The organism is Streptomyces sp. NPDC005263 (assembly GCF_042872365.1).
GTDB lineage: Bacteria > Actinomycetota > Actinomycetes > Streptomycetales > Streptomycetaceae > Streptomyces.
In genome coordinates this window covers 12,532-36,083 of sequence record NZ_JBIAKJ010000003.1, presented here as the reverse complement: position 1 = coordinate 36,083, position 23,552 = coordinate 12,532, and the positions used below count along the sequence as shown (strand labels likewise).

At 70.1% G+C, this 23,552-nt stretch carries 20 protein-coding genes; 9 read left to right on the top strand and 11 right to left on the bottom strand.

Annotated features, from left to right (window positions below; translation table 11 throughout):
- The first annotated feature begins 58 nt into the window (after positions 1-58).
- Complete coding sequence (locus ACFYRY_RS13710) at positions 59-406, top strand: DoxX family protein (RefSeq protein ID WP_389143879.1); 348 nt, start codon at positions 59-61, stop codon at positions 404-406.
- 30 nt (positions 407-436) lie between these two features.
- Here the strand turns inward: ACFYRY_RS13710 and ACFYRY_RS13705 are convergent, their stop codons facing one another.
- Together ACFYRY_RS13705 and ACFYRY_RS13700 are read right to left on the bottom strand one after the other, a co-directional pair.
- Positions 437-925: a MarR family winged helix-turn-helix transcriptional regulator gene (locus ACFYRY_RS13705; protein WP_389143876.1), complete on the bottom strand. Its 489-nt coding sequence runs from the start codon at positions 923-925 to the stop codon at positions 437-439.
- 125 nt (positions 926-1,050) lie between these two features.
- Positions 1,051-1,485 (bottom strand): ester cyclase, encoded by a 435-nt coding sequence (locus ACFYRY_RS13700; protein ID WP_389143873.1) that lies wholly within the window; start codon positions 1,483-1,485, stop codon positions 1,051-1,053.
- A 153-nt stretch (positions 1,486-1,638) separates the two neighbouring features.
- Here ACFYRY_RS13700 and ACFYRY_RS13695 point away from each other — a divergent pair, with 153 nt between their 5' ends.
- The 3 genes from ACFYRY_RS13695 (at position 1,639) to ACFYRY_RS13685 (ending at position 4,698) form a co-directional block, all read left to right on the top strand.
- The gene (locus tag ACFYRY_RS13695; RefSeq protein ID WP_389143870.1) at positions 1,639-2,415 is read left to right on the top strand and encodes an SDR family NAD(P)-dependent oxidoreductase; all 777 of its coding nucleotides are present in this window, start codon (positions 1,639-1,641) and stop codon (positions 2,413-2,415) included.
- Between the two features lie 277 nt (positions 2,416-2,692).
- Complete coding sequence (locus ACFYRY_RS13690; protein ID WP_389146181.1) at positions 2,693-3,724, top strand: hypothetical protein; 1,032 nt, start codon at positions 2,693-2,695, stop codon at positions 3,722-3,724.
- Between the two features lie 140 nt (positions 3,725-3,864).
- On the top strand, positions 3,865-4,698 hold the full coding sequence (locus tag ACFYRY_RS13685; RefSeq protein ID WP_389143867.1) for an LAGLIDADG family homing endonuclease: 834 nt from the start codon (positions 3,865-3,867) through the stop codon (positions 4,696-4,698).
- Positions 4,699-4,740: 42 nt separating this feature from the next.
- Here the strand turns inward: ACFYRY_RS13685 and ACFYRY_RS13680 are convergent, their stop codons facing one another.
- Positions 4,741-5,934, bottom strand: coding sequence for an RtcB family protein (locus tag ACFYRY_RS13680; RefSeq protein WP_389146178.1), 1,194 nt, complete (start codon positions 5,932-5,934; stop codon positions 4,741-4,743).
- Between the two features lie 214 nt (positions 5,935-6,148).
- On the opposite strand from ACFYRY_RS13680, the gene ACFYRY_RS13675 reads away from it, so the two are divergent.
- The 3 genes from ACFYRY_RS13675 to ACFYRY_RS13665 all read left to right on the top strand — a co-directional run bounded on the left by ACFYRY_RS13675 (position 6,149) and on the right by ACFYRY_RS13665 (position 9,722).
- Positions 6,149-7,075 (top strand): DUF3558 domain-containing protein, encoded by a 927-nt coding sequence (locus ACFYRY_RS13675; RefSeq protein ID WP_389143864.1) that lies wholly within the window; start codon positions 6,149-6,151, stop codon positions 7,073-7,075.
- A 118-nt stretch (positions 7,076-7,193) separates the two neighbouring features.
- Positions 7,194-8,171 (top strand): DUF3558 family protein, encoded by a 978-nt coding sequence (locus ACFYRY_RS13670; RefSeq protein WP_389143862.1) that lies wholly within the window; start codon positions 7,194-7,196, stop codon positions 8,169-8,171.
- Between the two features lie 156 nt (positions 8,172-8,327).
- Positions 8,328-9,722: a DUF2637 domain-containing protein gene (locus ACFYRY_RS13665; RefSeq protein ID WP_389143858.1), complete on the top strand. Its 1,395-nt coding sequence runs from the start codon at positions 8,328-8,330 to the stop codon at positions 9,720-9,722.
- A 73-nt stretch (positions 9,723-9,795) separates the two neighbouring features.
- Here ACFYRY_RS13665 and lysS read toward each other — a convergent pair whose 3' ends face one another.
- Positions 9,796-11,562 carry a lysine--tRNA ligase gene (gene lysS / locus ACFYRY_RS13660; protein WP_389143855.1) on the bottom strand — a complete coding sequence of 589 codons (1,767 nt, stop codon included), beginning with the start codon at positions 11,560-11,562 and terminating at the stop codon, positions 9,796-9,798.
- A gap of 158 nt (positions 11,563-11,720) precedes the next feature.
- Here lysS and argS point away from each other — a divergent pair, with 158 nt between their 5' ends.
- Together argS and ACFYRY_RS13650 are read left to right on the top strand one after the other, a co-directional pair.
- Entirely contained in the window at positions 11,721-13,478 is a 1,758-nt protein-coding gene (argS, locus tag ACFYRY_RS13655) for an arginine--tRNA ligase (RefSeq protein ID WP_389143852.1), read from the top strand.
- A 92-nt stretch (positions 13,479-13,570) separates the two neighbouring features.
- A complete protein-coding gene (locus tag ACFYRY_RS13650; protein WP_389143849.1) occupies positions 13,571-14,383 on the top strand; it encodes a DUF4253 domain-containing protein in 813 nt (270 codons plus the stop codon).
- Between the two features lie 46 nt (positions 14,384-14,429).
- On the opposite strand, the gene ACFYRY_RS13645 is transcribed toward ACFYRY_RS13650, so the two are convergent.
- The 7 genes from ACFYRY_RS13645 to ACFYRY_RS13615 all read right to left on the bottom strand — a co-directional run bounded on the left by ACFYRY_RS13645 (position 14,430) and on the right by ACFYRY_RS13615 (position 23,454).
- Positions 14,430-15,647, bottom strand: coding sequence for a PLP-dependent aminotransferase family protein (locus ACFYRY_RS13645; protein ID WP_389143846.1), 1,218 nt, complete (start codon positions 15,645-15,647; stop codon positions 14,430-14,432).
- Positions 15,648-15,814: 167 nt separating this feature from the next.
- Complete coding sequence (locus tag ACFYRY_RS13640; RefSeq protein ID WP_389143843.1) at positions 15,815-16,717, bottom strand: SAM-dependent methyltransferase; 903 nt, start codon at positions 16,715-16,717, stop codon at positions 15,815-15,817.
- A 118-nt stretch (positions 16,718-16,835) separates the two neighbouring features.
- On the bottom strand, positions 16,836-17,828 hold the full coding sequence (gene hemB / locus ACFYRY_RS13635) for a porphobilinogen synthase (protein ID WP_389143840.1): 993 nt from the start codon (positions 17,826-17,828) through the stop codon (positions 16,836-16,838).
- 400 nt (positions 17,829-18,228) lie between these two features.
- Complete coding sequence (locus ACFYRY_RS13630; RefSeq protein WP_389143837.1) at positions 18,229-19,935, bottom strand: uroporphyrinogen-III synthase; 1,707 nt, start codon at positions 19,933-19,935, stop codon at positions 18,229-18,231.
- Positions 19,932-20,891 (bottom strand): hydroxymethylbilane synthase, encoded by a 960-nt coding sequence (gene hemC, locus ACFYRY_RS13625; protein ID WP_389143834.1) that lies wholly within the window; start codon positions 20,889-20,891, stop codon positions 19,932-19,934. Before hemC ends, ACFYRY_RS13630 begins: the two co-directional genes overlap by 4 nt.
- Complete coding sequence (locus ACFYRY_RS13620; RefSeq protein ID WP_389143831.1) at positions 20,888-22,687, bottom strand: glutamyl-tRNA reductase; 1,800 nt, start codon at positions 22,685-22,687, stop codon at positions 20,888-20,890. Before ACFYRY_RS13620 ends, hemC begins: the two co-directional genes overlap by 4 nt.
- A complete protein-coding gene (locus ACFYRY_RS13615; protein ID WP_389143828.1) occupies positions 22,684-23,454 on the bottom strand; it encodes a redox-sensing transcriptional repressor Rex in 771 nt (256 codons plus the stop codon). Before ACFYRY_RS13615 ends, ACFYRY_RS13620 begins: the two co-directional genes overlap by 4 nt.
- Positions 23,455-23,552 lie beyond the last annotated feature (98 nt).

Sequence of the window (23,552 nt, the reverse complement as noted above, 5' to 3'; positions counted from 1 at the left end):
CCTCCCGCTCCACGTCAACCCGGTGAACGCACCGCAGCCCACCGATGAGGAGCACACCATGTCCGTCGCCCACACCGTCGTCACCCTGCTGGCAGCCGCCATGGCGGGCTACTCGGGGATCGTCGTCCTCACCCGGGCTCAGTGGATCACCAAGGCCCTGGCCGACTACCGGGTGCCGATCTCGTGGTGGCCCCGGCTCGGGGCGGCGAAGGTCGCCGGGGCCGTGGGTCTGCTGGTCGGGCTGTTCGTGCCGGAAATCGGGGTCGCGGCCGGGATCGGCCTGGTGCTGTACTTCGCCGGGGCGGTGGTCACCGTGGCGCGGGCGCGGTGGTACTCCCACATCCCGTTCCCGCTGGTGTACGCCGCCCCGGTGGTCGCCGCGATGACGCTGGGCGCCCTGGCCTGACCCGGTTCCGGTTCAGGTCGCCGCAGGCGTTCACACCTCGCCGGCCCGCAGCCGGGCCACCTGAGCGGCGCTGAACTCCGTCGTACGCCTCATGTGGTCGACGAGCAGCCCGAGCTGAGAGTCGTCCAGATCGTCGAAGAGGGTCGACCAGCCGCCTGACAGGCGCTCCCACACCTGCCCGAACTCGGCGATCCGCTCCGGCACGGTCGCCACCAGCACCTTCCGCCGGTCGGCCACGTCCCGCTCCCGAACGACGTACCCCGCCCGCTCAAGCCGGTCCACCAGCCGCGTCGCCGACCCGGTCGTCAGCCCGGTCAGCTCGGCGATGCGGCCGGTCGTGACCGGCCTGCCCTCCAGGGTGAGCAAGTTCAGACACTGCAGGTCGGTGGGGTGCAGCCCGAGGTGATCGGCGACCGCCTGGTTGAAGAGGGCGTACGACGCCATGTACCGGCGGGAGACGGTGGACAGCTCCGCCGTCAGCCGCTCGCGTGCCTTGCCCGCCGTCGCCTCACCGGCCATCCCGTCTCCCTCTCCTCTGCGCCGCGCAGAGATCCTACGCCGCAACCGCCGGGACGGGTGCGGCGCCGCCGCCTGTTCAGGCGTCGTGACGGTGCCTGTTCAGGCGGACGTGAGGCGGAGTCGGCTCAGGACGGCTCTTCGGGCAGCAGACCGAGCTGCCCCAGGAACTCCATCTCGTCGAAGTAGAGCCGGTAGTCGACGATGCGGCCGTCCGCCACGGTGGCGATGTCCACCCCGCGGATCCTGAGCTCCTTCTGGGTCGCCGGGAGGGTCTCCCCGGTGGGCAACTGCAGCGGCCCGGTGTTCCTGCCGCTGAAGAATCCCTCATCGATGGCCGTGTCGCCAACCTCGTACGCGTGCAGGGTCTCGAACGTGGCCTCGGGGACCGCCTCCGTCATCTGCCGCCAGTACTCGACGATGTGGTCGCGCCCGCGGATCTCCCCCTCGTCGGGGGTGACGGCGACCGCGTCCTCGGCGTACAGCTCCCCGACGACCTTGATGTCCTGGTGCGCGGTCAGCGCGTCCGTGAGCCGGTCCATCACTTCGCGTGCCTGTCCCATGATCCACCTCCAGCGAAGTCAGAGGATCACCCACACCATTCTCCCACCGCTCTTCCGCCCTGCAGACCGGAGAACGAGATACCGAACCACCCGGTCGCCGGGCCTGCCTATCCTGGCCGAACAGCTTTCCGACCACGTCCGAGGAGCACCCCCATGGCCACCGCCGCCCCGTCCGCCGCCTCCCGCATCGCCGTCGTCACCGGTGCGAGCAGCGGAATCGGCGCCGCCACGGCCCGACAGCTGGCAGCGGCGGGCTACCGCGTCGTCCTCACCGCCCGCCGCAAGGACCGGATCGAGGCGCTCGCGGAGGAGATCACCGCCGCGGGCCACCAGGCGACCGCGTACCCCCTGGACGTCACGGACCGCGCGGCGGTGGACGAGTTCGCCTCCGCGTTCCGGACGATCGGCGTGCTGGTCAACAACGCGGGCGGAGCCCTCGGCGCCGACCCGGTGGCCACCGGCGACCCGGCCGACTGGCGCACGATGTACGAGACCAACGTCATCGGCACCCTCAACCTCACCCAGGCCCTGCTCCCCAAGCTGGACGCGAGCGGCGACGGCACCATCGTCGTCGTCTCCTCCACGGCCGGCCACGGCACGTACGAGGGCGGTGGCGGCTACGTCGCCGCCAAGCACGGCGCCCACGTCCTCGCCGAGACCCTGCGCCTGGAGATCGTCGGCCGCCCGGTCCGCGTCATCGAGATCGCGCCCGGCATGGTCAAGACGGACGAGTTCGCCCTCACCCGCTTCGGCGGCGACCAGGAGAAGGCGCAGAAGGTCTACGAGGGCGTCGCCGAGCCCCTGACGGCGGACGACGTGGCGGACACCATCACCTGGGCGGTGACCCGCCCCAGCCACGTCAACGTCGACCTCCTCGTCCTGCGCCCCCGCGCCCAGGCCTCCAACACGAAGGTCCACCGGGAGGCGTGAGGCCGCGCCGACCCGGGCGCCTTACCAGACTGACCGGCGCGCGGTCCCGGAAGAGCGAAACGTCGCCGGGCAGGTCGGTTGCGCGGCCATGCTGCTCCCAGCGACGAGAGCGGGGGCGGGGGCGGGGAACGTGCAGGCGATCCTGGCGGGGGCCGTACTTCTGGTATGTCTGAGCACGCCCCTGATGGGAGGGATGCAGCAGCCACGGCTGAGGCCGAAGCGGCCGAAACGGTCGAAGCCGCAAGAACCCGAATACTCGGTAGGCGCGCCGTTGGCGGTGGGGCTCGGCTCCTGGGCGATGTGGCTGCTGACGTTTCCGGTGATCCGCGTCGGCTTCACCGGCACCAGGAACACCTGGGTATGCGTGGCATTGCTCGTGCTGTGCGTTCTGGTCGCCCGGCTGATGGTCCGGATGGCGGCCCCCGCGCGACTCAAGGGGAGTCGCATGCTGGTCGCGGCACGCGCGGTGGGCCTCTGCTGCGTCGTGGCGGTCGTCGTGGCACCGCTGGACACGAAGGTCCCCACGCAGCCCATGGCCGGGATGACCGTGATCTACGCGACGACCGCCGCCGTACTGGGTCTGACACGGATCGTGGATCACGGCTACTTCCCGCTGGTCCTGCTGCGAAAGGCACTGTGGAAGGCGCTCCAAGCCGTAGTGACCGGGTACTGGATCCACCACACCGGCGGCACCCTCGTCCCCGACCCGGACGACGCCACCGCCGGGACGCTGCTGCTCGCCGTCCTGTGGTGGTCGCTGGTGGGACTGTCCGCCGGCGGCGCGGTGGCCGCGGCGGTCCGCCTGGTGCCCTGGCTGAGGACCGGGCCGCCGGCCCGCCCCGCGCCCCCCTCAGTGACGTCCTGGCCACCGGCCGTCGGCGCTGTGTGGACGGCCGAGCTCACCCACGACAACAACACCTACAAGGAGCGTCCGGTGATCGTGCTGGAACGCACCCCGGGCTTCGTCCGCGTGCTCGGCATCACCAGCGTCGACAAGTCCGACCGGCGGCGCGGCTATCTGAAGCTCCGCCTGTCCGAGTGGGAGGGCGTACTGACGAAGGACGGCTGGCTGAACCTGGAGATCGTGCACGTCCCGTACTGCGACTTCATTCAACGGCGCGGAGAGTGCCCGGACCGGGTGTGGGACGCGCTGTGCACGAAGGCCGACGTGCGGGAGCGGCCCGCGAAGGCAGGACCGGCTCCGGGTTTCACCTTCCGGCACCGACTGCGGTCAGCAATGAACGCGCACGTCGGCCGCGACTCACGCACGGTCGGCGCCGACGCCGGTCTCACGCTTCAACCGAAGTAACTCACAGGAGTGAACGTCATCGATCACGCGAACGGGGTCTGAACGGGCGATCTAGGCTCACGCCATCACCAAAGCGATGGTCCTCGGTCGGGCGGCCACCCGACCGAGGGCCTGACCAGCAAGGAAGGAACAGCTTCCTCATGGCTGACTGCGAGCCTATCGCCCACGCATTCATGGACCTCACAGTCCCCGAGTACGCGTACATGTTCGGCTTCTTACAGGCGGACGGGCATCTGCAACAAGGGATCGGACAGAAGGGCAAGTTGTCCGTCGAGCTCAGCGCCCGGGACATCGAGATTTTACGAAAGTTCCAAAAACTGACGCCCTACTACAGCAGCGTCACCGAACGCATCCGTGCCACCAACTTCGCCGAGTCTCACCGCTCGGCAACCTGGAGCCTGTTCTCCCTCGAAGCGAGGACCAGACTCAACGATCTCGGCCTGCCTTACGGTCGCAAGTCGAAGACGATTTCACCACCTCGCGGCGAGTTCGCAGGCCGCGACTACCTCCGCGGCCTCATCGACGCCGACGGTTCGGTCGGGTACACCAGCAAAGGCTTCCCCTTCATTTCCCTCACCACAGCCAGCACGGCTATCGGCACATATCTGTGCGGCTACGCGCGGGAGGTCACGGGGGCTGAGCGCATCATCAAGCGCAACGCCCGCGACAGCATCTACAACGTCCTCTACACCAAGGAGATCGCCCAGAGACTGGCCGCCGACATGTACTACCCCCATTGCCTGTCCCTGGAGCGCAAGCGCACGGTGGCCGACTCACTCGCCCATTGGGTACGTCCGACAGGTATGAGGGTTGCCTACACCAAACGTCGCTGGAGTGAGCACGAAGACCGAATCCTGATGGACCACAACAATCCGACGTCGGCAGCCGAGGAACTCGGCAGGACCATCCAGAGCTGCAGCCTGCGCCTCTGGCGACTACGCACCGGCCAAGTCGCCACGCCAAACGATCAATGACCTTATGAACGAGGCCCCTGCCCCCGCCGGGGGCCTCTTACGTCAACCCTTCACGCAGACAATCTGCTTCAGCTTGGCCACGACCTCTACGAGGTCCCGCTGCTGATCCATCACATGGTCGATCGGCTTGTACGCACCGGGGATCTCGTCCACGACTCCGGAGTCCTTACGGCACTCCACGCCCCGCGTCTGCTCTTCCAGGTCCTTCGTCGAGAACCGGCGCTTCGCCGCACTGCGGCTCATTCGCCGACCCGCGCCATGCGACGCCGAGTTGAATGCCGCCTCGTTGCCGAGACCCTTCACAATGTACGTGGCCGTCCCCATGGAACCCGGGATGATTCCGAGATCACCGGCACCAGCCCTGATCGCACCCTTGCGGGTCACCAAGAGGTCCATCCCCTCGTAGCGTTCCTCTGCCACGTAATTGTGGTGGCAACTGACCTCCGTCCCGAAGGTCGGCTTCGCCTTCTTGAATTCCTTGCGGATCACGTCCTTGAGGAGCGCCATCATGATGGTGCGGTTGTACTTCGCGTACTCCTGCGCCCAGTAGAGGTCATTTCGGTACGCAGCCATCTGCGGAGTGTCCGAGACGAAGACGGCGAGGTCGCGGTCGACCAGGCCCTGGTTGTGCGGCAGGTTCCGGGCTACGCCGATGTGATGCTCGGCCAGTTCCTTGCCGATGTTCCGGGAACCGGAGTGAAGCGTGAGCCACACCACCCCCTCAGTGTCCAACGAAACCTCAAGGTGATGATTGCCCGACCCCAGCGTCCCCATCTGCAAAGCAGCCCGCTCACGCCGGAACTTCACCGCCTCAGCAACCCCATCGAACCGCCCCCAGAAGTCGTCCCACCCCGCGGTGGCCAGCCCATGGAACCGCCCCGGCTCGACGGCGGTGTCATGCATCCCGCGCCCCACCGGAATCGCCTGCTCGACCTTCGACCGCAGCCGGGACAGGTCCCCCGGCAGGTCATTGGCCGTCAGTGAGGTCTTCACCGCCGACATCCCGCACCCGATGTCCACTCCCACCGCCGCGGGACACACGGCCCCGCGCATCGCGATGACGGACCCGACGGTGGCGCCCTTGCCGTAATGGACGTCCGGCATGACCGCCAGGCCCTTGATCCACGGCAGGGTCGCCACGTTGCGCAGTTGCTGGAGGGCGCCCTCCTCGACCGTCGACGGATCGGTCCACATACGTATCGGGACCTTCGCACCCGGCATTTCCACGTACGACATTTCGTCCTCATTCCCCCGGAAAAACAACAGAAGCCTTGAATCGCAAAACCAGCGCCAGGATCAACGAAAGGGACATCGGACCGGCGTCCATGGCCATGCGTGCGATAGACATTGTCTCCAGGGGGCGCCCCCGCGCGGCAAGCGATTAACCAGCGGGGAGGCCGAGTTCCCAGTGCGCGCACCAGCCCACAGATCCGTCGAGAGGAGCCTGACCGTGCAGCGGAAGGCGTACGTAACAGGCGTCGCCACACTCCTCGCGGCCCTGCTGGCCGGCTGCACCGGCAGCTCGGACGACGGCGGCACCACGGACGACGCGAACCCCGGCACCGCCGGCACCGCCTCACCCGCCGCCGAACCCGGCCGGTACCGCACCCTCCCCGAACCCTGCGGTGCGGCGGGGCGGAGCACCCTCGACTCGCTCCTGCCGGGCATCCGGCAGATCACCGACGCGGACCAGCGGGAGAAGGCGTACGCGGGCGAGCCGACCCTCACCTACGACACCGACCGCAAGGTGGGCTGCCGTTGGAAGGTGGCCCAGCGGGACGCCACCGACCATCTGCTCGTCGACTTCGAGCGGGTGGTGTCGTACGACAACACCGTGAGCGACGACACCGAGGCGCAGGAGTTGTTCGCGAAGATGGCGGACGCGGCCGACCTGCCGGCGCCGGTGGACTCCAGTGCCGCCTCGGACGCGGGCAGCGGCGACCCGAGCGGTACGGGCACCGGCAGCCCCACGACCGCCCCGTCCGGCTCCGCGTCGGCACCCGCGTCCCCTTCGTCCGGTTCCTCCGCCGCCGGCGGCGCTTCCCCCGCCTCTCCCTCTTCCCCTTCCTCTTCCTCTTCCGCGTCGTCCCCCACATCGCCGTCCCCCACGTCCTCGTCCTCCGTCGCCGCGTCCGATCTCCAGCCCCGCCTCCTCGACGATCTCGGCGACGAGGGGTTCCTGGACGACGCGTTGAGCAGTGGCGGTTCGACGGCCCAGCAGCGCACCGTGACTGTGGCGTTCCGCACGTCGAACGTCATTGTGACGATCGAGTACGAGGAGCAGTCGGCGACTCTCGGGGTGACCCCCGACAGTGAGGAAATGCAGGACAACGCCCGGAAACTGGCCGGACAGCTGGCCGATTCACTGTCCGACTGACCCCCCTTCACAGACCTCTCACCCGCACGCACAAAGCGACCGAACCAAGGCCACACCGGTTCCTCACCGCGTACGGTGGCCCCGCGGACCCGATCCGACGGCAGGAACCACAAGCGTCATGAGTGAAGGAACCATGCAGCGACCAGCACATCGAGACCTGGGGGCCCCTCCCACGCCGTTCAGGCCGTGGGGAAGTGACGAGCGAGACCAGCGTGAGCGGCGGGCGAAGAGCCGCAGCCGCGTCCTTGTCTGCGCGGCAGTGGTCCCCGCGGTGCTGGTCGTAGCCGGCTGCTCCTCGGACTCCGGCTCCGACAACGCGAGCAGCCAGAGCGGCAGTTCCGCCGGCAGCCCGGAGGCGTCGGCGTCCGCGAGCCCGTCACCGACGGTGCAGGCGGCGGTGTACAGCTCGCTCCCGAAGCCGTGTGCGGTGGTGTCGAAGAAGACCCTGGGCGACCTCGTACCGAAGGGGACGAAGTCCGGCAAGGAGGGCTCCTCCGGTGACACGGCGACCCGGGCCGGCTGTTCCTGGAACAGCCTCGACAACAACGGCGTCAAGGGCTCCCAGTTCCGCTGGCTGAACATCTCGATGCTGCGTTTCGAGTCGGACACCTCGCGCGGCAGCGGCGACAAGCAGGCGCAGGCGTACTACGAGAAGCAGGTCCAGGACGCCCAATCGGCCGAGGGCGCGAAGAACGCCAAGTCGAAGCAGCTCGCCGGGGCGGGCGACGAGGCGACGACGGTGACGTACGACCTGAAGAAGAAGGAAGGCTCCTTCAAGCAGCAGACGGTCGTCACGCGCGCCGAGAACGTGGTCATCACCGTCGACTACAACGGCGCGGGCCTCGCCGGTGAGAAGACGCCGAGCGCCGAGACCCTGACGAAGCTCGCCGAGAAGGCGGCCAAGGAGACGGTGGCCGCGGTGGCGGAGGCGAACGGCAAGGGCCAGGGCAAGTCGGACGACGGGGGCGACAGCTCGGCGAACAGCTCGCCGTCGGCGTCGAAGAGCGCGGCCCCGTCGGAGTCCTCGTCGAAGTCCTCGGCGAAGTCGCCCTCGAAGAGCGCGTCCCCATCAGAGTCAGCGGCCAAGAAGAGCTGACTGTCACACCTGGACGCCAACGCGCAGCTCATGGCGTCCGTCTGACGGAGCCCGGCCCTCCACAGGGACCGGGCTCCTGACGTACCGAAGACGCGTCCGACGCACACATGTGCCACTCTGTTGCGCGCAACAACACGCAATGGGAGGGGATTACGGGTGGCCGCGCCAGTCCAGCTGACCCGGATGCACCGCATTCTCATCGGTGTGGTCGTGTCCGGCGCCGTGATCATCGCCGGCATCGGCTTCGCCGGTTCGTACGCGGCCGTCCGCGAGTTGGCCCTCAAGAAGGGCTTCGGGAACTTCTCCTACGTGTTCCCGATCGGCATCGACGCGGGCATCTGCGTTCTGCTGGCCCTCGATCTGCTCCTGACCTGGATCCGCATCCCCTTCCCGCTGCTGCGGCAGACCGCCTGGCTGCTGACGGCGGCGACGATCGCCTTCAACGGCGCTGCGGCCTGGCCGGATCCGCTGGGTGTCGGTATGCACGCGGTGATCCCGATCCTGTTCGTGGTCTCCGTCGAGGCGGCCCGGCACGCGATCGGCCGCATAGCCGACATCACCGCCGACAAGCACATGGAGGGCGTCCGCCTCACCCGCTGGCTGCTCGCCCCGGGCCCCACGTTCCTGTTGTGGCGCCGGATGAAGCTGTGGGAGCTGCGTTCGTACGAGCAGGTCATCAAGCTGGAGCAGGAGCGTCTGGTCTACCGGGCCCGCCTCCGTTCCCGTTTCGGCCGCGCGTGGCGCAGGAAGGCGCCGGTGGAGAGCCTGATGCCGCTGACGTTGGCGCGCTATGGCGTGCCGCTGGCGGAGACCGCTCCGGCGGGCCTGGCGGCGGCGGGAATCGAGCCGGTCCTCCTTCCGCCGGCCCCCCGGCAGGCGCGGCCCGAGGTCCCCGCGGTGGCCGGCCCGACCGCGGCAGCCGAAGGGGCTGGACCGGCCGGGGGCCGGCGTGCCGCCGACGAGGTTTCCGATCCGCGGCGCGGGACGACGCCGTCCGGCGAGCAGCGGTTGGAGCTCGGCGGCGCTCCCCAGGCGGGCCGGCCCGGGGAACAGCGGGCGCCCGAGCCTCAGTACGCGCAGGAGGCCCAGCCGCAGCCCGGCCCCCAGGCCGATGAGAGCCCCTGGTTCCAGTCTCCGCACGAGGTCCAGTACCAGGGCGGCTACGACCCGACCTACGACCCGTCGGAACAGTACGACCGGTGGTTCGAGGAGCAGCAGCAGGCCGACGCGTACCGCGAGCAGTTCGAGGAGGAGCCCCCGGCGCAGGACCCCTCCCCGGAGGAGACCGGCACGTTCCCGATCCCGGTGGGCCCGGGCCGCACCCGCGAGCTCGGCGATGGCGGCGGCACTCCGGTCGTCGAGCCGGATGAGGAATCGTTCTACCAGGTCTTCAAGCAGTCGATAAACGGCAGTTACCCGACCCCGCGCCAGTTCGGCGACAACGTCGAGGCGACGTACGGCACGCCCGTCGCGGACGCCGACGCCAAGCGCATGGTGCTGCGCTTCCAGAACCGCCACACCGCGGAGCTGGAGGACGACCACATCGCCTGAGCGATACCGCGTGCAGACAACGATGGGGGCGCCCGGCGAACACCGGGCGCCCCCATCGTCGTAACGTGGCGGCCTACTCGCCGAGCAGGACCCGCACCCGCTCCTGACCCACCGCCAGCAGCAGCGTGGGCAGTCGCGGCCCCGTGTCCCGGCCGACCAGCAGGTGGTACAGCAGCGCGAAGAACGACCGCTGGGCGGTCTTGATCTCCGGCGGGAGGTCCTTCGGGGTGGCGTCGGCCGGGAACCCGGCCTGCACCTTGGGCACGCCGTAGACGAGGTGACTGAGCCCGTCGAGGGACCAGTGGTCGGCCAGCCCGTCGAGCAGGAGCCGCAGCGACTGCTGGGACGCCTCGTCGAGGGACTTCAGCAGGTCGTGGTCGGGCTCGTCGCGCACGATGGTCCGCTGGTCGGCGGGCACCTGCGTGTTGATCCACGTCTCGGCCTTGTCGAGGCGCGGCCGGACCTCGTCGAGCGAGACGAGCGGGTTCGCGGGGTCGAGTTCGCTGAGGATGCGCAGGGCCTGGTCCTGGTGACCGGCGGTGATGTCGGCGACGGACGCGAGCGTCCGGTACGGCATCGGCCGCGGGGTGTGCCGCAGCTCACCGGTGGCGGTCCCTACGGCCCGGGTGTGCGCGGCGATGTCCGCCGGGAGGGCCGAGCCGTCCGCGACCTTCGCGTCCAGCTTGTCCCACTCGTCGTAGAGACGCTGGATCTCCTGGTCGAAGGCGATCTTGAAGGACTGGTTGGGCCGGCGGCGGGCGTACAGCCAGCGCAGGATCTGCGGTTCCATGATCTTCAGCGCGTCGGCGGGGGTGGGCACGCCGCCGCGGGAGGACGACATCTTGGCCATCCCGGAGATCCCCACGAAGGCGTACATCGGCCCGATCGGCTGCTTGCCGCCGAAGATCCCGACGATCTGCCCGCCCACCTGGAAGGACGAGCCGGGCGAGGAGTGATCGACGCCGCTCGGCTCGAAGACCACGCCCTCGTAGGCCCACCGCATCGGCCAGTCGACCTTCCAGACCAGCTTGCCGCGGTTGAACTCGTTGAGCCGGACCGTCTCGGAGAAGCCGCAGGCGGCGCAGGTGTACGTCAGCTCGGTGGTGTCGTCGTCGTACGCGGTGACGGTGGTGAGGTCCTTCTCGCAGTTGCCGCAGTACGGCTTGTACGGGAAGTACCCGGCGGTGCCGGAGCTGCCGTCGTCCTCACCGGCCGCGCCGGAGCCCTCGGCGGCCTCCAGCTCGGCCTCGTCGACCGGCTTCTGCTGCTGCTTCTTGGCGGGGGCCTTCTTGGTGCGGTACTGGTCGAGGATCGCGTCGATGTCGCCCCGGTGCCTCATCGCGTGCAGGATCTGCTCGCGGTAGACCCCGGAGGTGTACTGCGCGGTCTGGCTGATCCCGTCGAACTCGACGCCGAGTTCGGCGAGCGACTCGACCATCGCGGCCTTGAAGTGCTCGGCCCAGTTCGGGTGGGCGGAGCCCTCGGGCGCCGGGACGGAGGTCAGCGGCTTGCCGATGTGCTCGGCCCAGGACTCGTCGACGCCCGCGACTCCGGCGGGCACCTTGCGGTACCGGTCGTAGTCGTCCCACGAGATCAGGTGGCGCACCTGGTGGCCGCGCCGCCGGAGCTCGTCGGCGACGAGATGCGGGGTCATGACCTCGCGCAGGTTCCCCAGGTGGATGGGCCCGGACGGGGACAGCCCGGAGGCGACGACGATCACCTCGGCGGCAGCGGGTGACGTCGATTTGCCCGAGGCCCGACGCTCCGACTCCTCGATGACCTCATCCGCGAAACGGGAGACCCAGTCGGTGGTCTCGGTGCTCTGAGCCACGATCGGCACGTCCTCTTTTTCTGAAGGGTTCACACGGGCAGCCGGTACGTTCGCACGGCCGACGCTCCATTCTCCCAGACCACCTCGCGCCCAGGAAAACCGCTTTACGCCCCATGGGATACTGGGCAGGCCCACCTATTCCCCCGAGGAGAACGGCACCCACTCCTATGGCCCCGGTCACGTCCCTCAGCGATTCCGTCCAGCAGCACCTCGCGACGGCTCTCTCGGCAGCCCTGCCGGAGGCCGGTGCCGCCGACCCGCTGCTGCGCCGAAGCGACCGGGCCGACTACCAGGCCAACGGGATCCTGGCCCTCGCCAAGAAGGCGAAGGCCAACCCGCGGGAGCTGGCGACGCAGGTCGTCTCCGAGGTGGTCACCGGTGACCTGATCAAGGACATCGAGGTCTCCGGGCCCGGTTTCCTGAACATCACGCTCTCGGACCGGGCGATCATCGAGATCCTGGCCGCGCGGTACGCGGACGGCGAGCGCCTCGGTGTGCCGCTGAAGGAGAACGCGGGCACCACGGTCATCGACTACGCCCAGCCGAACGTGGCGAAGGAGATGCACGTCGGCCACCTGCGGTCGGCGGTCATCGGCGACGCCCTGCGCGGCATGCTCGACTTCACCGGCGAGAAGACGATCGGCCGGCACCACATCGGCGACTGGGGCACCCAGTTCGGCATGCTCATCCAGTACCTGATCGAGAACCCCGGCGAGCTGGCCCCGGCGGCCGACGTCGACGGCGATCAGGCGATGAGCAACCTGAACCGGGTGTACAAGGCGTCGCGCGCGGTCTTCGACTCCGACGAGGAGTTCAAGGAGCGGGCCCGCAAGAGGGTCGTCGCCCTGCAGTCGGGTGACAAGGAGACGCTGGACCTGTGGCAGCGGTTCGTGGACGAGTCGAAGGTCTACTTCTACTCGGTCTTCGAGAAGCTCGACATGGAGATCCGCGACGAGGAGATCGTCGGCGAGTCCGCGTACAACGACATGATGGCTCAGACGGCGCGGCTGCTGGAGGAGTCCGGTGTCGCCGTGCGCTCCGAGGGCGCGCTCGTCGTCTTCTTCGACGAGATCCGCGGCAAGGACGACCAGCCGGTGCCGCTGATCGTGCAGAAGGCGGACGGCGGCTTCGGCTACGCGGCCTCCGACCTCTCCGCGATCCGCAACCGGGTCTTCGACCTGCACGCGTCGACGCTGCTCTACGTGGTGGACGTACGCCAGTCCCTGCACTTCAAGATGGTCTTCGAGACGGCCCGGCGGGCCGGCTGGCTGAGCGACGACGTCCATGCGCACAACATGGGCTACGGCACGGTGCTCGGCGCGGACGGCAAGCCGTTCAAGACCCGTGAGGGCGAGACCGTACGGCTCGAGGACCTGCTGGACGAGGCGGTGCAGCGGGCCGCCGAGGTCGTGCGGGAGAAGGCGCAGGACCTCACGGAGGACGAGATCCAGGAGCGGGCCGCGCAGGTCGGCATCGGTGCCGTGAAGTACGCGGACCTGTCGACGTCGCCGAACCGGGACTACAAGTTCGACCTCGACCAGATGGTGTCGCTGAACGGCGACACGAGCGTGTACCTGCAGTACGCGTACGCCCGGATCCAGTCGATCCTGCGCAAGGCGGGCGAGACGAAGCCGGTCGCTCACCCCGAGCTCGAACTCGCCCCGGCCGAGCGGGCGTTGGGACTGCACCTGGACGCGTTCGGCGACACGGTCTTCGAGGCGGCCGCGGAGTACGCACCGCACAAACTGGCCGCGTACCTGTTCCAGCTGGCGTCGCTGTACACGTCGTTCTACGACAAGTGCCCGGTCCTCAAGGCCGACACCCCGGCCCACGTCGAGAACCGTCTGTTCCTGTGCGCCCTCACGGCCCGCACCCTGCACCAGGGCATGGCCCTGCTGGGCATCAGGACTCCGGAACGGCTCTGAGCCACCCAGCGGTAACGACACACCCTGGCCCGCCCTCTCCCCCGAAGAGAGGGCGGGCCGCGGTGTCAGTGGCTGCCCTTACAGTCACCGACATGGCGACACTTCCCAACCTCCTGCCGAAGCTGGCGGACGACCCGCGCGGCGCGTCCCTCGGGCTCGAACTCCCCGCCGGGAGACTGATCGACACGACCGACGCGGGCCCGTGGCACGAGCCGTTGCTGTGGTGCGCGGACCAGCGAGCCGAGCCCGGCGGCTGGACCGCGCTGGAGCCGGCGCGACGGACGGCCGGCCTGCTTCCCCTCGTCATCGACGTCGCCGGCGGCCACGGCGGCCCGGAGGACTGGCAGTTGGCGCCGGCAGACAGCTCGTACCCGGGAGACCACGACCCCGAGGAGGTCCTGACCGACTCCTGGCACGCATGCGCACCCGACACAACCCCCTGGCCCGGCCTGACCCACCGCCCCACCCCCACCCCCTCCCCCACCCTCTCCCCCTCCCCCTCCTCCGACCCGGACTCCGTGGCGGCGCACATAGCCGACTCCCTCCTCGCGAACGCCGGCTCCGATCCCCGGCTCGCCCTGGTCCCGGCCCGCCGCAGTGCCGACGTCCCGGCCGCGATCGGCTGGATGGGCCCGGCCAACCACGAGGACGACCCCGGCCGCCTGTGCGCGGTGCTCCGCTCCTGGGAGGACCGATTCGGCATACGCGTCGTGGCGCTCGGCTTCGACCACCTGCTGGTCTCCGTCGCCACGCCGCCCACGACCCTCGCCGACGCGGAGGCACTCGCCGCCGAGCACTTCGCGTTCTGCCCCGACAACTTCTGGCAGGACGGCGACCCGACCCCGCGCGAGTACGCCGAGCGAAAGATCCTCCACCAGCCGACATGGCACTTCTGCTGGGAGTGACCGACCAGCGTGGGCTGCTCCTGGCTCACCCTGGGCTGCCCCCAGCTCAGCGTGGAGCTGCCCCCAGCCCCTCTCCCAGCCTCCGCAGCCCCTCCCCGATCTCCTCCGGCGTCTGCGTCACGAAGCACAGCCGCAGGGTGAAGCGGTCGGGCTCACCGGCGTAGAAGGGCGCGCCCGGCACATAGGCCACGTCGTGCCGCACCACGCGCGGCAGCAGAGCCGTGGTGTCGTACGACTCCGGCAACCGCGCCCAGACGAACATGCCTCCCTCGGGACGGGTCCAGTCGGAGCCGTCCGGCAGCGCCTCCCCCAGCCCCGCGAGCATCGCGTCCCGGCGCTCCCGGTAGACCCCCGCGACCCGAACGACATGGGCGTCCAGGTCCCGGTCGGCCAGGTACCGTGCCGCCGCGAGCTGGTTGACGGTGGGGGTGTGCAGATCCGCGGCCTGCTTGGCCACGGCGCAGGCCCGCCGCAGCGCATCCGGTGCCCGCAGCCAGCCGAGCCGCAGCCCCGGCGCCATCACCTTGGAGAAGGAACCGAGCAGGACGACCCGGTCGCGAGCCGCCTCGTGGGAGGCGATCCACGGCACCCGCTCGCCCTCGAAGCGCAGCTCGCCGTACGGATCGTCCTCCACGACCCACAGCCCCCGCCGCGCCGCGACGGACGCGACCGCGGCCCGGCGCTCCGCCGACAACGTCCGCCCGGTCGGATTCTGGAAGGTGGGCACGGTGTAGAGCAACTTGGGCCGCTCCCGCACCACCAGCTCCTCCAGCGCCGCCGGATCGAGCCCGTCCGCGTCCCCCGGCACCGCCACGATCCGCGCGCCCGCGAAGCCGAAGGCCTGAAGTGCCGCCAGATAGCAGGGGCTTTCGACCAGGACCGTGTCCCCCGGTTCCAGGAGCGCGGTGGCGAGCAGGGACAGCGCCTGCTGCGAACCGGTCGTGACCAGCACGTCATCGGCGTCGGTGGGCAGCCCCCGCGCCGATGTACGGTCGGCGAGCGCGGTCCGCAGCGCCGGCTCGCCCTCCGTGGTGGAGTACTGCAGGGCCCGCGCGGGCGCCTCGTCGAGCACGTCCCGGAACGCGGCCGCGATCCCCTCCTGGTCGAACAACTCCGGCGCCGGCAGCCCACCCGCGAAGTTGATCACCTCGGGCCTGGCGATGACGGCAAGAATGTCCCGTACCGGCGAACCACCGATCGCCCGGGCCCGGGCGGCGAGAGGCGGCACAGGGGCGGCGATGGGCGCGGAATCGGTGACCGTCACAACACGGCTCCTCAGGCAGCGGAACGACTAATACCCGCGAACCTAAACACCTACATGCCCCCTACAAGCAGCTTTCCACGATACGGACACCAGCCCAGGCCCCCGCCCCCCACCTGCCCCTATCCGCCCCCAGTCAGGACGATTGCCCTCAGCCCTTCCTCCTGTCCTCAGCCCTTCCTCCCCACCGCCGCATACACATTGATGTCCGCGTCCGTGACGTCATCGATGTCGGCGTAGCGGACTCTCTCGATGTCGTCGAGGGTGGCCAGGTAGGCCGCCTCCGGCTGCTTGGGCACGGGCGCCGCGTGATCCGGCCGCCAGTGATGAGCGGGAACGACCCCCGGCGCGGCGAGTTCCAGGGAGTTGTCGGTGAAGAACCGATCGACCTCCGCCGCGGACCGCAGCACGAAGGTGAACCCGCGCTCGGTGTACGTCCGCTGGACGGCGCGGATGTTCTCGGGATTGAGGTCCTCCGTCAGATGGCTGAGGACGAGCCGGCTGCCGGACGGCAGCGCGTCGAGGAGCTCCCGCACGATCGGGTACGCCTTCTCGTCCTCGACGAAGTGCAGGATCGCCACCAGGCACAGCGCGACGGGCTGGTCGAAGTCCAGCGTCTTCGCGGCCTGTTCGAGTATCTGCGCCGGGTCCTTGAAGTCGGCGTCGATGTAGTCGGTGAGTCCGTCGGGCCCGCTGGTCAGCAACGCGCGCGCGTGCGCGAGCACGACGGGGTCGTTGTCGACGTAGACGACCCGTGACTCCGGGGCGACGCGCTGGGCGATCTGGTGGACGTTCTCCGCGGTGGGCAGCCCGGTGCCGATGTCGAGGAACTGCCGGATGCCGTCCCGCTGGGCCAGCTCCGTGACGGCCCGGCGCAGGAAGTCGCGGTTGTGCCGTACGTCGAGGTAACCGCGCGGATTGGCGGCGAGCGCGGCCGCGGCCGCGTCCCGGTCGACGGGGTAGTTGTCCTTGCCGCCGAGGAAGACGTCGTAGACGCGGGCCGGATGCGCCTTGGTGGTGTCGATCCTCCTTCTCAGCTCGGCGGGATCGTGGCTGAGGGCGTCACCGGACATCGGCGTCTCCAGTCGTTTCACCAGACAGGTCAACAACCTAACGCCCAACGCCATTTGAAGGTGCCCACCCCCACGCCCCTCACCCGGGCCCCACTCGCAGCGCCGCGTCGCCGGCCGCCTAACCCAGCTTCTGCGCGACCTCGGTGGCCCAGTACGTCAGGATGTTCTGCGCGCCCGCACGCTTGATGCCGGTGAGGGACTCCAGGATGGCCCGGTCCCGGTCGATCCAGCCCTTCTCGGCGGCGGCCTCGATCATCGAGTACTCGCCGGAGATCTGGTACGCGGCAACCGGCACGTCCGAGGCGTCCGCGACCCGCGCCAGGATGTCCAGGTAGGGCCCGGCGGGCTTGACCATCACCATGTCGGCCCCCTCCTCCAGATCCAGGGCCAGCTCCCGCAGGGACTCCCGCGCATTCGCCGGGTCCTGCTGATACGTCTTCCGGTCACCCTTCAACGACGAGGCGACGGCCTCCCGGAAGGGCCCGTAGAACGCCGACGCGTACTTGGCCGTATAGGCCAGGATCGCCACGTCCTCCCGCCCGACCTGATCCAGGGCGTCCCGGACGACCCCGATCTGCCCGTCCATCATCCCGCTGGGCCCCACCACATGGGCCCCGGCGTCGGCCTGCACCTGGGCCATCTCGGCGTACCGCTCCAAGGTCGCGTCGTTGTCGACACGCCCTTCCGAGTCCAGCACCCCACAGTGCCCGTGATCGGTGGTCTCATCGAGACACAGATCAGACATGACGAGCAGATCGTCCCCGACCTCGGCCCGCACATCACGAAGAGCGACCTGCAAAATCCCGTCCGGGTCGGTCCCCGGCGTACCGACCGCGTCCTTCTTCGACTCCTCCGGCACACCGAACAGCATGATCCCGGAGACCCCGGCGGCCACGGCCTCAGCGGCAGCCTTCTTCAGTGTGTCCCGGGTGTGCTGAACAACGCCGGGCATCGTGGGGATCGGCACCGGCTCCGCGGCACCTTCGACCACGAAGGCCGGGAGGATGAAGTCGGCCGGATGCAGCCGGGTCTCAGCGACCATGCGCCGCATGACGGGAGTGGTCCGCAGCCGACGCGGCCGCGTGCCGGGAAAGGATCCGTAGGTCGTCATGCCACCACGCTACGCCCGCCCCCGCACCCCCTTTGCCGACGAGCCGTCGGAGCCCCCCACACACACCACAACGACGGGCAAGCCCGCGCACAGCACCGTAGGGAACGGACCGCCGCACTCGCGCACGGCGAGAAGGGGGCGGGCCGGAGGAGGCGTCCGCACCCGCGTACGGCGAGAAGGGGACGGGTCGGGGGTGTCCGCCCGCAGCGGTTGTCGCGTCAACACCGGCTCCCTCCCCAAGAAACCGATTCCGCGACGTTCCGAGGACGGACACCCCCGCCCCCCCCCCCACCCCCCCCCCCCCCCCCCCCCCCCCCCCCCCCCCCCCCCCCCCCCCCCCCCCCCCCCCCCCCCCCCCCCGACCCACCCCCGAACCGCAGGCGCTACACGCACCCAAACGTCAGGTCGTAGTACGCCGACGCCGAGCCCCCGGCCGCCGCTCACTGGGCCGAGTCACCGGATCCCCCGCCTCGACCGCGGCGGCCCGCCGCCGCTGCCCGAAGTCGGCAAGAGCCTCGGCCAGCCTGTGCACGGACGGCTCGGGAGCCATCACGTCCACCCGAAGACCATGTTCCTCAGCCGTCTTGGCGGTGGCCGGCCCGATACACGCGATGACCGTCACGTTGTGCGGCTTACCGGCGATACCCACCAGGTTCCGCACCGTGCTCGACGACGTGAACAGAACCGCGTCGAACCCACCGCCCTTGATCGCCTCCCGAGTCTCCGCAGGCGGAGGCGAGGCCCGCACGGTCCGGTAGGCCGTGACGTCGTCGACCTCCCACCCGAGCTCGATGAGGCCCGCCACCAGCGTCTCCGTGGCGATGTCGGCACGCGGCAGGAACACCCGGTCGATCGGGTCGAACACCGGGTCGTACGGAGGCCAGTCTTCCAGCAACCCCGCCGCCGACTGCTCCCCACTCGGCACCAGATCCGGCTTCACCCCGAACGCGACCAGCGCCTTCGCGGTCTGCTCCCCCACCGCGGCGACCTTGATCCCCGCGAAGGCCCGCGCATCGAGCCCGTACTCCTCGAACTTCTCCCGCACCGCCTTGACGGCGTTCACGGAGGTGAAGGCGATCCACTCGTAGCGGCCCGTCACGAGCCCCTTGACCGCCCGTTCCATCTGCTGCGGCGTCCGCGGCGGCTCGACAGCGATCGTCGGCACCTCGTGCGGCACGGCCCCGTAGGACCGCAACTGGTCGGAGAGCGACGCCGACTGCTCCTTCGTACGCGGTACGAGAACCCGCCACCCGAACAGCGGCTTGGACTCGAACCACGAGAGCTGCTCACGCTGAGCCGCGGCGGACCGCTCACCGACCACGGCTATCACCGGCCGGCCGCCCTCCGGGGAGGGCAGCACCTTGGCCTGCTTCAGCGTCTGGGCGATGGTCCCCAGGGTCGCCGTCCAGGTCCGCTGACGGGTGGTCGTACCGGCGACCGTGACCGTCAACGGGGTATCGGGCTTGCGCCCGGCAGACACCAGTTCGCCGGCGGCCACCGCGACGGAGTCCAGAGTCGTCGACACGACAACCGTCCCGTCCGACGCCCCCACCTCCGTCCAGCACCGGTCCGAAGCCGTCCGCGCGTCCACGAACCGAACGTCGGCACCCTCGGCGTCCCGCAGCGGCACACCGGCGTAGGCGGGGACGCCCACGGCCGCGGCGACACCCGGCACCACCTCGAACGGGACCCCCGCGGCGGCGCAGGCCAGCATCTCCTCGGCGGCGTACGTGTCGAGCCCGGGGTCCCCGGTCACCGCACGGACGACCCGCCTGCCGCCCCGCGCGGCCTCCATGACAAGATGTGCGGCATCCCGCACGGCGGGGTTGCCAGCGGTTGTTGACGCGCCGTCAACGACCGTCAGTTGAGGCGCGCCTGTGCCCGGATGCGGACCCGCGAAGGGGTCCGAGTCCGTGTTCACGACGGCGACACCGGACCTGGCATGCGTGCGTACGACGTCGAGCACTTCGTGCTCGGCGACGAGGACGTCCGCGTTCGCCAGCGCCTCGACGGCGCGCAGAGTCAGTAGTCCCGGATCTCCGGGTCCGGCACCGAGGAAGGTGACGTGCCCGTGTTCAGGACCGGCGGGAAGAGTGGTGGGGCTCACTGTGCTCGCTCCCCCATCAGACCGGCCGCGCCCTGGGCAAGCATCTCGGCAGCGAGTTCGCGACCGAGCGCCATTGCCTGGTCGTACGTCTCGGGCACGGGACCGGTGGTGGACAGCTGCACCATCCGCGAGCCGTCGGTCGTGCCGACGACGCCGCGCAGGCGCATTTCTTTGACAATCTGCCCGTCGGCCAGCAGGTCGGCCAGCGCACCCACAGGGGCGCTGCAGCCGGCCTCCAGGGCGGCGAGCAGTGACCGTTCGGCGCTCACGGCGACCCGTGTGAACGGGTCGTCGAGCTCACCGAGCGCGGCGATCAGGCCCGCGTTGTCCGCGGCACACTCGATCGCTAGTGCTCCCTGGCCGGGAGCGGGCAAAACCGTGTCGACCGACAGGAAGTCGGTCACCTCGTCGATCCGGCCGATCCGGCTCAGTCCGGCGGCGGCCAGGACGACGGCGTCCAGCTCACCGCCCTGGACGTACCCGATGCGGGTGTCGACGTTGCCGCGGATGGGGACCGTCTCGATGTCCAGTCCGTGGCCGCGGGCGTACGCGTTCAGCTGGGCCATCCGCCGTGGTGAGCCCGTACCGATCCGGGCCCCGCGCGGCAGGTCGGTGAGCTTCAGCGCGTCCCGGGCGACTATGACGTCCCGCGGGTCCTCGCGCGCCGGGACGGCGGCCAGCGAGAGCTGGTCGGGCTGCCCGGTCGGGAGGTCCTTCAGCGAATGAACCGCCAGGTCGATCTCGCCCTTGAGCAGTGCCTCGCGCAACGCGGTCACGAAGACACCCGTGCCGCCGATCTGCGCGAGCTGCTCCCGCGAGGTGTCACCGTACGTGGTGATCTCGACGAGCTCGACGGGCCGTCCGGTCACCTGGCTCACGGCTTTCGCCACCTGCCCGGACTGGGCCATGGCGAGCCTGCTGCGCCTGGTCCCCAGCCTCAATGCCTTGCTACTCATGCCGGCCCTCGGTTCTTGCCGTTGTTCTCGGTGCTGTCCTCGGCGCGGGAGACGGAGGCCACCGTCTCGGGGTCGAGATCGAACAGGGTGCGCAGCGCGTCCGCGTATCCGGCGCCGCCGGGTTCGGCCGCGAGCTGCTTGATCCGCACGGTCGGCGCGTGCAACAGCTTGTCGACCACCCGCTTCACGGTCTGTGTGATCTCGCCGCGCTGCTTGTCGTCGAGCCCGGGCAGCCGGCCGTCGAGCCGGGCTATCTCACCGGCGACCACGTCGGCGGCCATGGTGCGCAGGGCGACCACGGTCGGCGTGATGTGGGCGGCCCGCAGCGCCGCCCCGAAGGCCGTGACCTCGTCGGCGACGATACGGCGGACCTGGTCGACGTCGGCCGCCATGGGGGCGTCGGCGGAGGCCTCGGCCAGCGACTCGATGTCGACCAGCCGCACCCCGGTCAGCCGGTGCACGGCCGCGTCGATGTCGCGCGGCATGGCGAGGTCGAGCAGGAAGAGCGTGGGCTCGGGGCGCGGGATCTCGGCGACCGGTTCGGGCTTGCGGCGCTCGGGCACCCGCCCGATGACGGCCGCGGTGGCGGCGAGCGCGGCGATGGCGTCCGTCTCCTCGGCCGGGTCGAGCGTGCTGACGAGGCCGGCGGGAGGGGTGCTCTGATGACGCGAGGTGCCGTTGTCCACCCAGGCGGCGTGCTGTTCCAGGTCGGAGGCGGCCATCCCGGCCACGGCGGCCTCGCCGAGCACGGAGAACCCGGCGGTCGCCGGTACGGCGGTCAGATCGAGCGGACAGCCGTCCTCGGCACCGAGGCTGGTGGGCGGCAGAGCGGCCGAAGCGGTCGCCCCACCGGATCCAGTGGCCTGGTGGCCCGCACCCGACAGGTGCGCCCCAGCGGAACCACTTCCACCCTCGGAACCACTTCCGCTCTCGGAACCACCGCCGCCCTCGGGCCCCCGCCCCCGCACCGCGTCCCCGATCGCCTCGGCCGAGAGCACCAGCCCCGTCGCCCCGGTGCAGGAGACGGCGACATCAGCACGTGTCAGCTCGACCGGCACCGATTCCATCGGGACCGCGCGGGCCAGCACGTCCGTGTCGTCGCCCTCGGCCAGTATCTGTGCGAGGCGCTCGGCGCGGTCGGGGGTGCGGTTGGCGACGACGATCTCGGCGACCCCGGCTCGGGCGAGCGTGGCCGCCGCCAGCGAGGACATCGAGCCGGCCCCGATGACCAGCGCCCGCTTGCCCCGCGCCCAGGTCTCGATCGCCGTACCGGACGCCAGCTGTTCCAGTCCGAAGGTGACCAGGGACTGTCCGGCCCGGTCGATGCCGGTCTCGGAGTGGGCGCGCTTGCCGACCCGCAGGGCCTGCTGGAACAGGTCGTTCAGGAGTCGCCCGGTGGTGTGCAGGTCCTGGGCCTTCGCCAGCGCGGTCTTTATCTGACCGAGGATCTGCCCCTCGCCGACGACCATCGAGTCGAGCCCGCAGGCCACCGAGAAGAGGTGGTGGACGGCCCGGTCCTCGTAGTGCACGTAGAGGTAGGGAGTGAGCTCCTCCAGGCCGACCCCGCTGTGCTGGGCGAGCAGCGTGGACAGCTCGGCGACACCGGCGTGGAACTTGTCCACGTCGGCGTACAGCTCGATGCGGTTGCAGGTGGCGAGCACCGCGGCCTCGGCGGCCGGTTCGGCGGCGACCGTGTCCTGGAGCAGCTTGATCTGGGCGTCCGCGTTCAACGCGGCCCGTTCCAGCACGCTGACCGGGGCGCTGCGGTGGCTCAGCCCGACGACGAGGAGACTCATGCCGGCATCACGGCGGGGACGTCCCCGTCTGGTCCCTTGCCGGCGGAGCCCTTGCGCGCGGCCGCGGTCGGGATCGCGCCGTCCGCGGCGGCGGCGGCGGCCTCCTCGCCGGCCTTGCGCTGCTCGTGGAAGGCGAGGATCTGCAGCTCGATGGAGAGGTCGACCTTGCGCACGTCGACACCGTCCGGCACGGACAGCACGGTCGGCGCGAAGTTCAGGATGGAGGTGACCCCGGCGGCCACGAGTCGTTCGCAGACCTGCTGGGCGGCGCCGGCGGGCGTGGCGATGACGCCGATCGACACGCCGTTGTCGTCGATGATCTTCTCGAGCTCGTCGGTGTGCTGGACGGGGATCCCGGCCACCGGCTTCCCGGCCATCGCGGGGTCGGCGTCGATGAGCGCGGCGACCCGGAATCCACGGGAGGCGAACCCGCCGTAGTTGGCCAGGGCAGCGCCGAGGTTGCCGATACCGACGATCACTACCGGCCAGTCCTGGGTCAGCCCCAGCTCACGGGAGATCTGGTAGACGAGATACTCGACGTCGTAGCCGACACCACGGGTGCCGTACGAACCCAGGTACGAGAAGTCCTTGCGCAGCTTCGCGGAGTTCACTCCGGCGGCGGCCGCGAGCTCCTCGGAGGAGACCGTGGGCACCGAGCGCTCCGAGAGGCCGGTCAGCGCGCGGAGATACAGCGGAAGCCGGGCGACGGTGGCCTCGGGAATCCCTCGGCTGCGGGTCGCCGGTCGGTGAGTTCGGCCAGTTGCCACGGTGCTCCTGCGGGTAGAGCGGGGCTGCAGGCGGTCACACGTCCCCAGACCGCCCCGTCGACAGCAGGCTATGTCTTTGTGAACGCGTGCACAAAGAT

What these genes read in the sequence shown, in the direction of transcription:
- ACFYRY_RS13710 (WP_389143879.1), top strand. Translation starts at nt 59, where the DNA reads ATGTCCGTCGCCCACACCGTCGTCACCCTGCTGGCAGCCGCCATGGCG.
- hemB (WP_389143840.1), bottom strand. Translation starts at nt 17,828, where the DNA reads ATGACGACCTACGGATCCTTTCCCGGCACGCGGCCGCGTCGGCTGCGG.
- ACFYRY_RS13700 (WP_389143873.1), bottom strand. Translation starts at nt 1,485, where the DNA reads ATGGGACAGGCACGCGAAGTGATGGACCGGCTCACGGACGCGCTGACC.
- ACFYRY_RS13695 (WP_389143870.1), top strand. Translation starts at nt 1,639, where the DNA reads ATGGCCACCGCCGCCCCGTCCGCCGCCTCCCGCATCGCCGTCGTCACC.
- argS (WP_389143852.1), top strand. Translation starts at nt 11,721, where the DNA reads ATGGCCCCGGTCACGTCCCTCAGCGATTCCGTCCAGCAGCACCTCGCG.
- ACFYRY_RS13650 (WP_389143849.1), top strand. Translation starts at nt 13,571, where the DNA reads ATGGCGACACTTCCCAACCTCCTGCCGAAGCTGGCGGACGACCCGCGC.
- ACFYRY_RS13705 (WP_389143876.1), bottom strand. Translation starts at nt 925, where the DNA reads ATGGCCGGTGAGGCGACGGCGGGCAAGGCACGCGAGCGGCTGACGGCG.
- ACFYRY_RS13640 (WP_389143843.1), bottom strand. Translation starts at nt 16,717, where the DNA reads ATGTCCGGTGACGCCCTCAGCCACGATCCCGCCGAGCTGAGAAGGAGG.
- hemC (WP_389143834.1), bottom strand. Translation starts at nt 20,891, where the DNA reads ATGAGTAGCAAGGCATTGAGGCTGGGGACCAGGCGCAGCAGGCTCGCC.
- ACFYRY_RS13685 (WP_389143867.1), top strand. Translation starts at nt 3,865, where the DNA reads ATGGCTGACTGCGAGCCTATCGCCCACGCATTCATGGACCTCACAGTC.
- ACFYRY_RS13670 (WP_389143862.1), top strand. Translation starts at nt 7,194, where the DNA reads ATGAGTGAAGGAACCATGCAGCGACCAGCACATCGAGACCTGGGGGCC.
- ACFYRY_RS13620 (WP_389143831.1), bottom strand. Translation starts at nt 22,687, where the DNA reads ATGAGTCTCCTCGTCGTCGGGCTGAGCCACCGCAGCGCCCCGGTCAGC.
- ACFYRY_RS13680 (WP_389146178.1), bottom strand. Translation starts at nt 5,934, where the DNA reads ATGTCGTACGTGGAAATGCCGGGTGCGAAGGTCCCGATACGTATGTGG.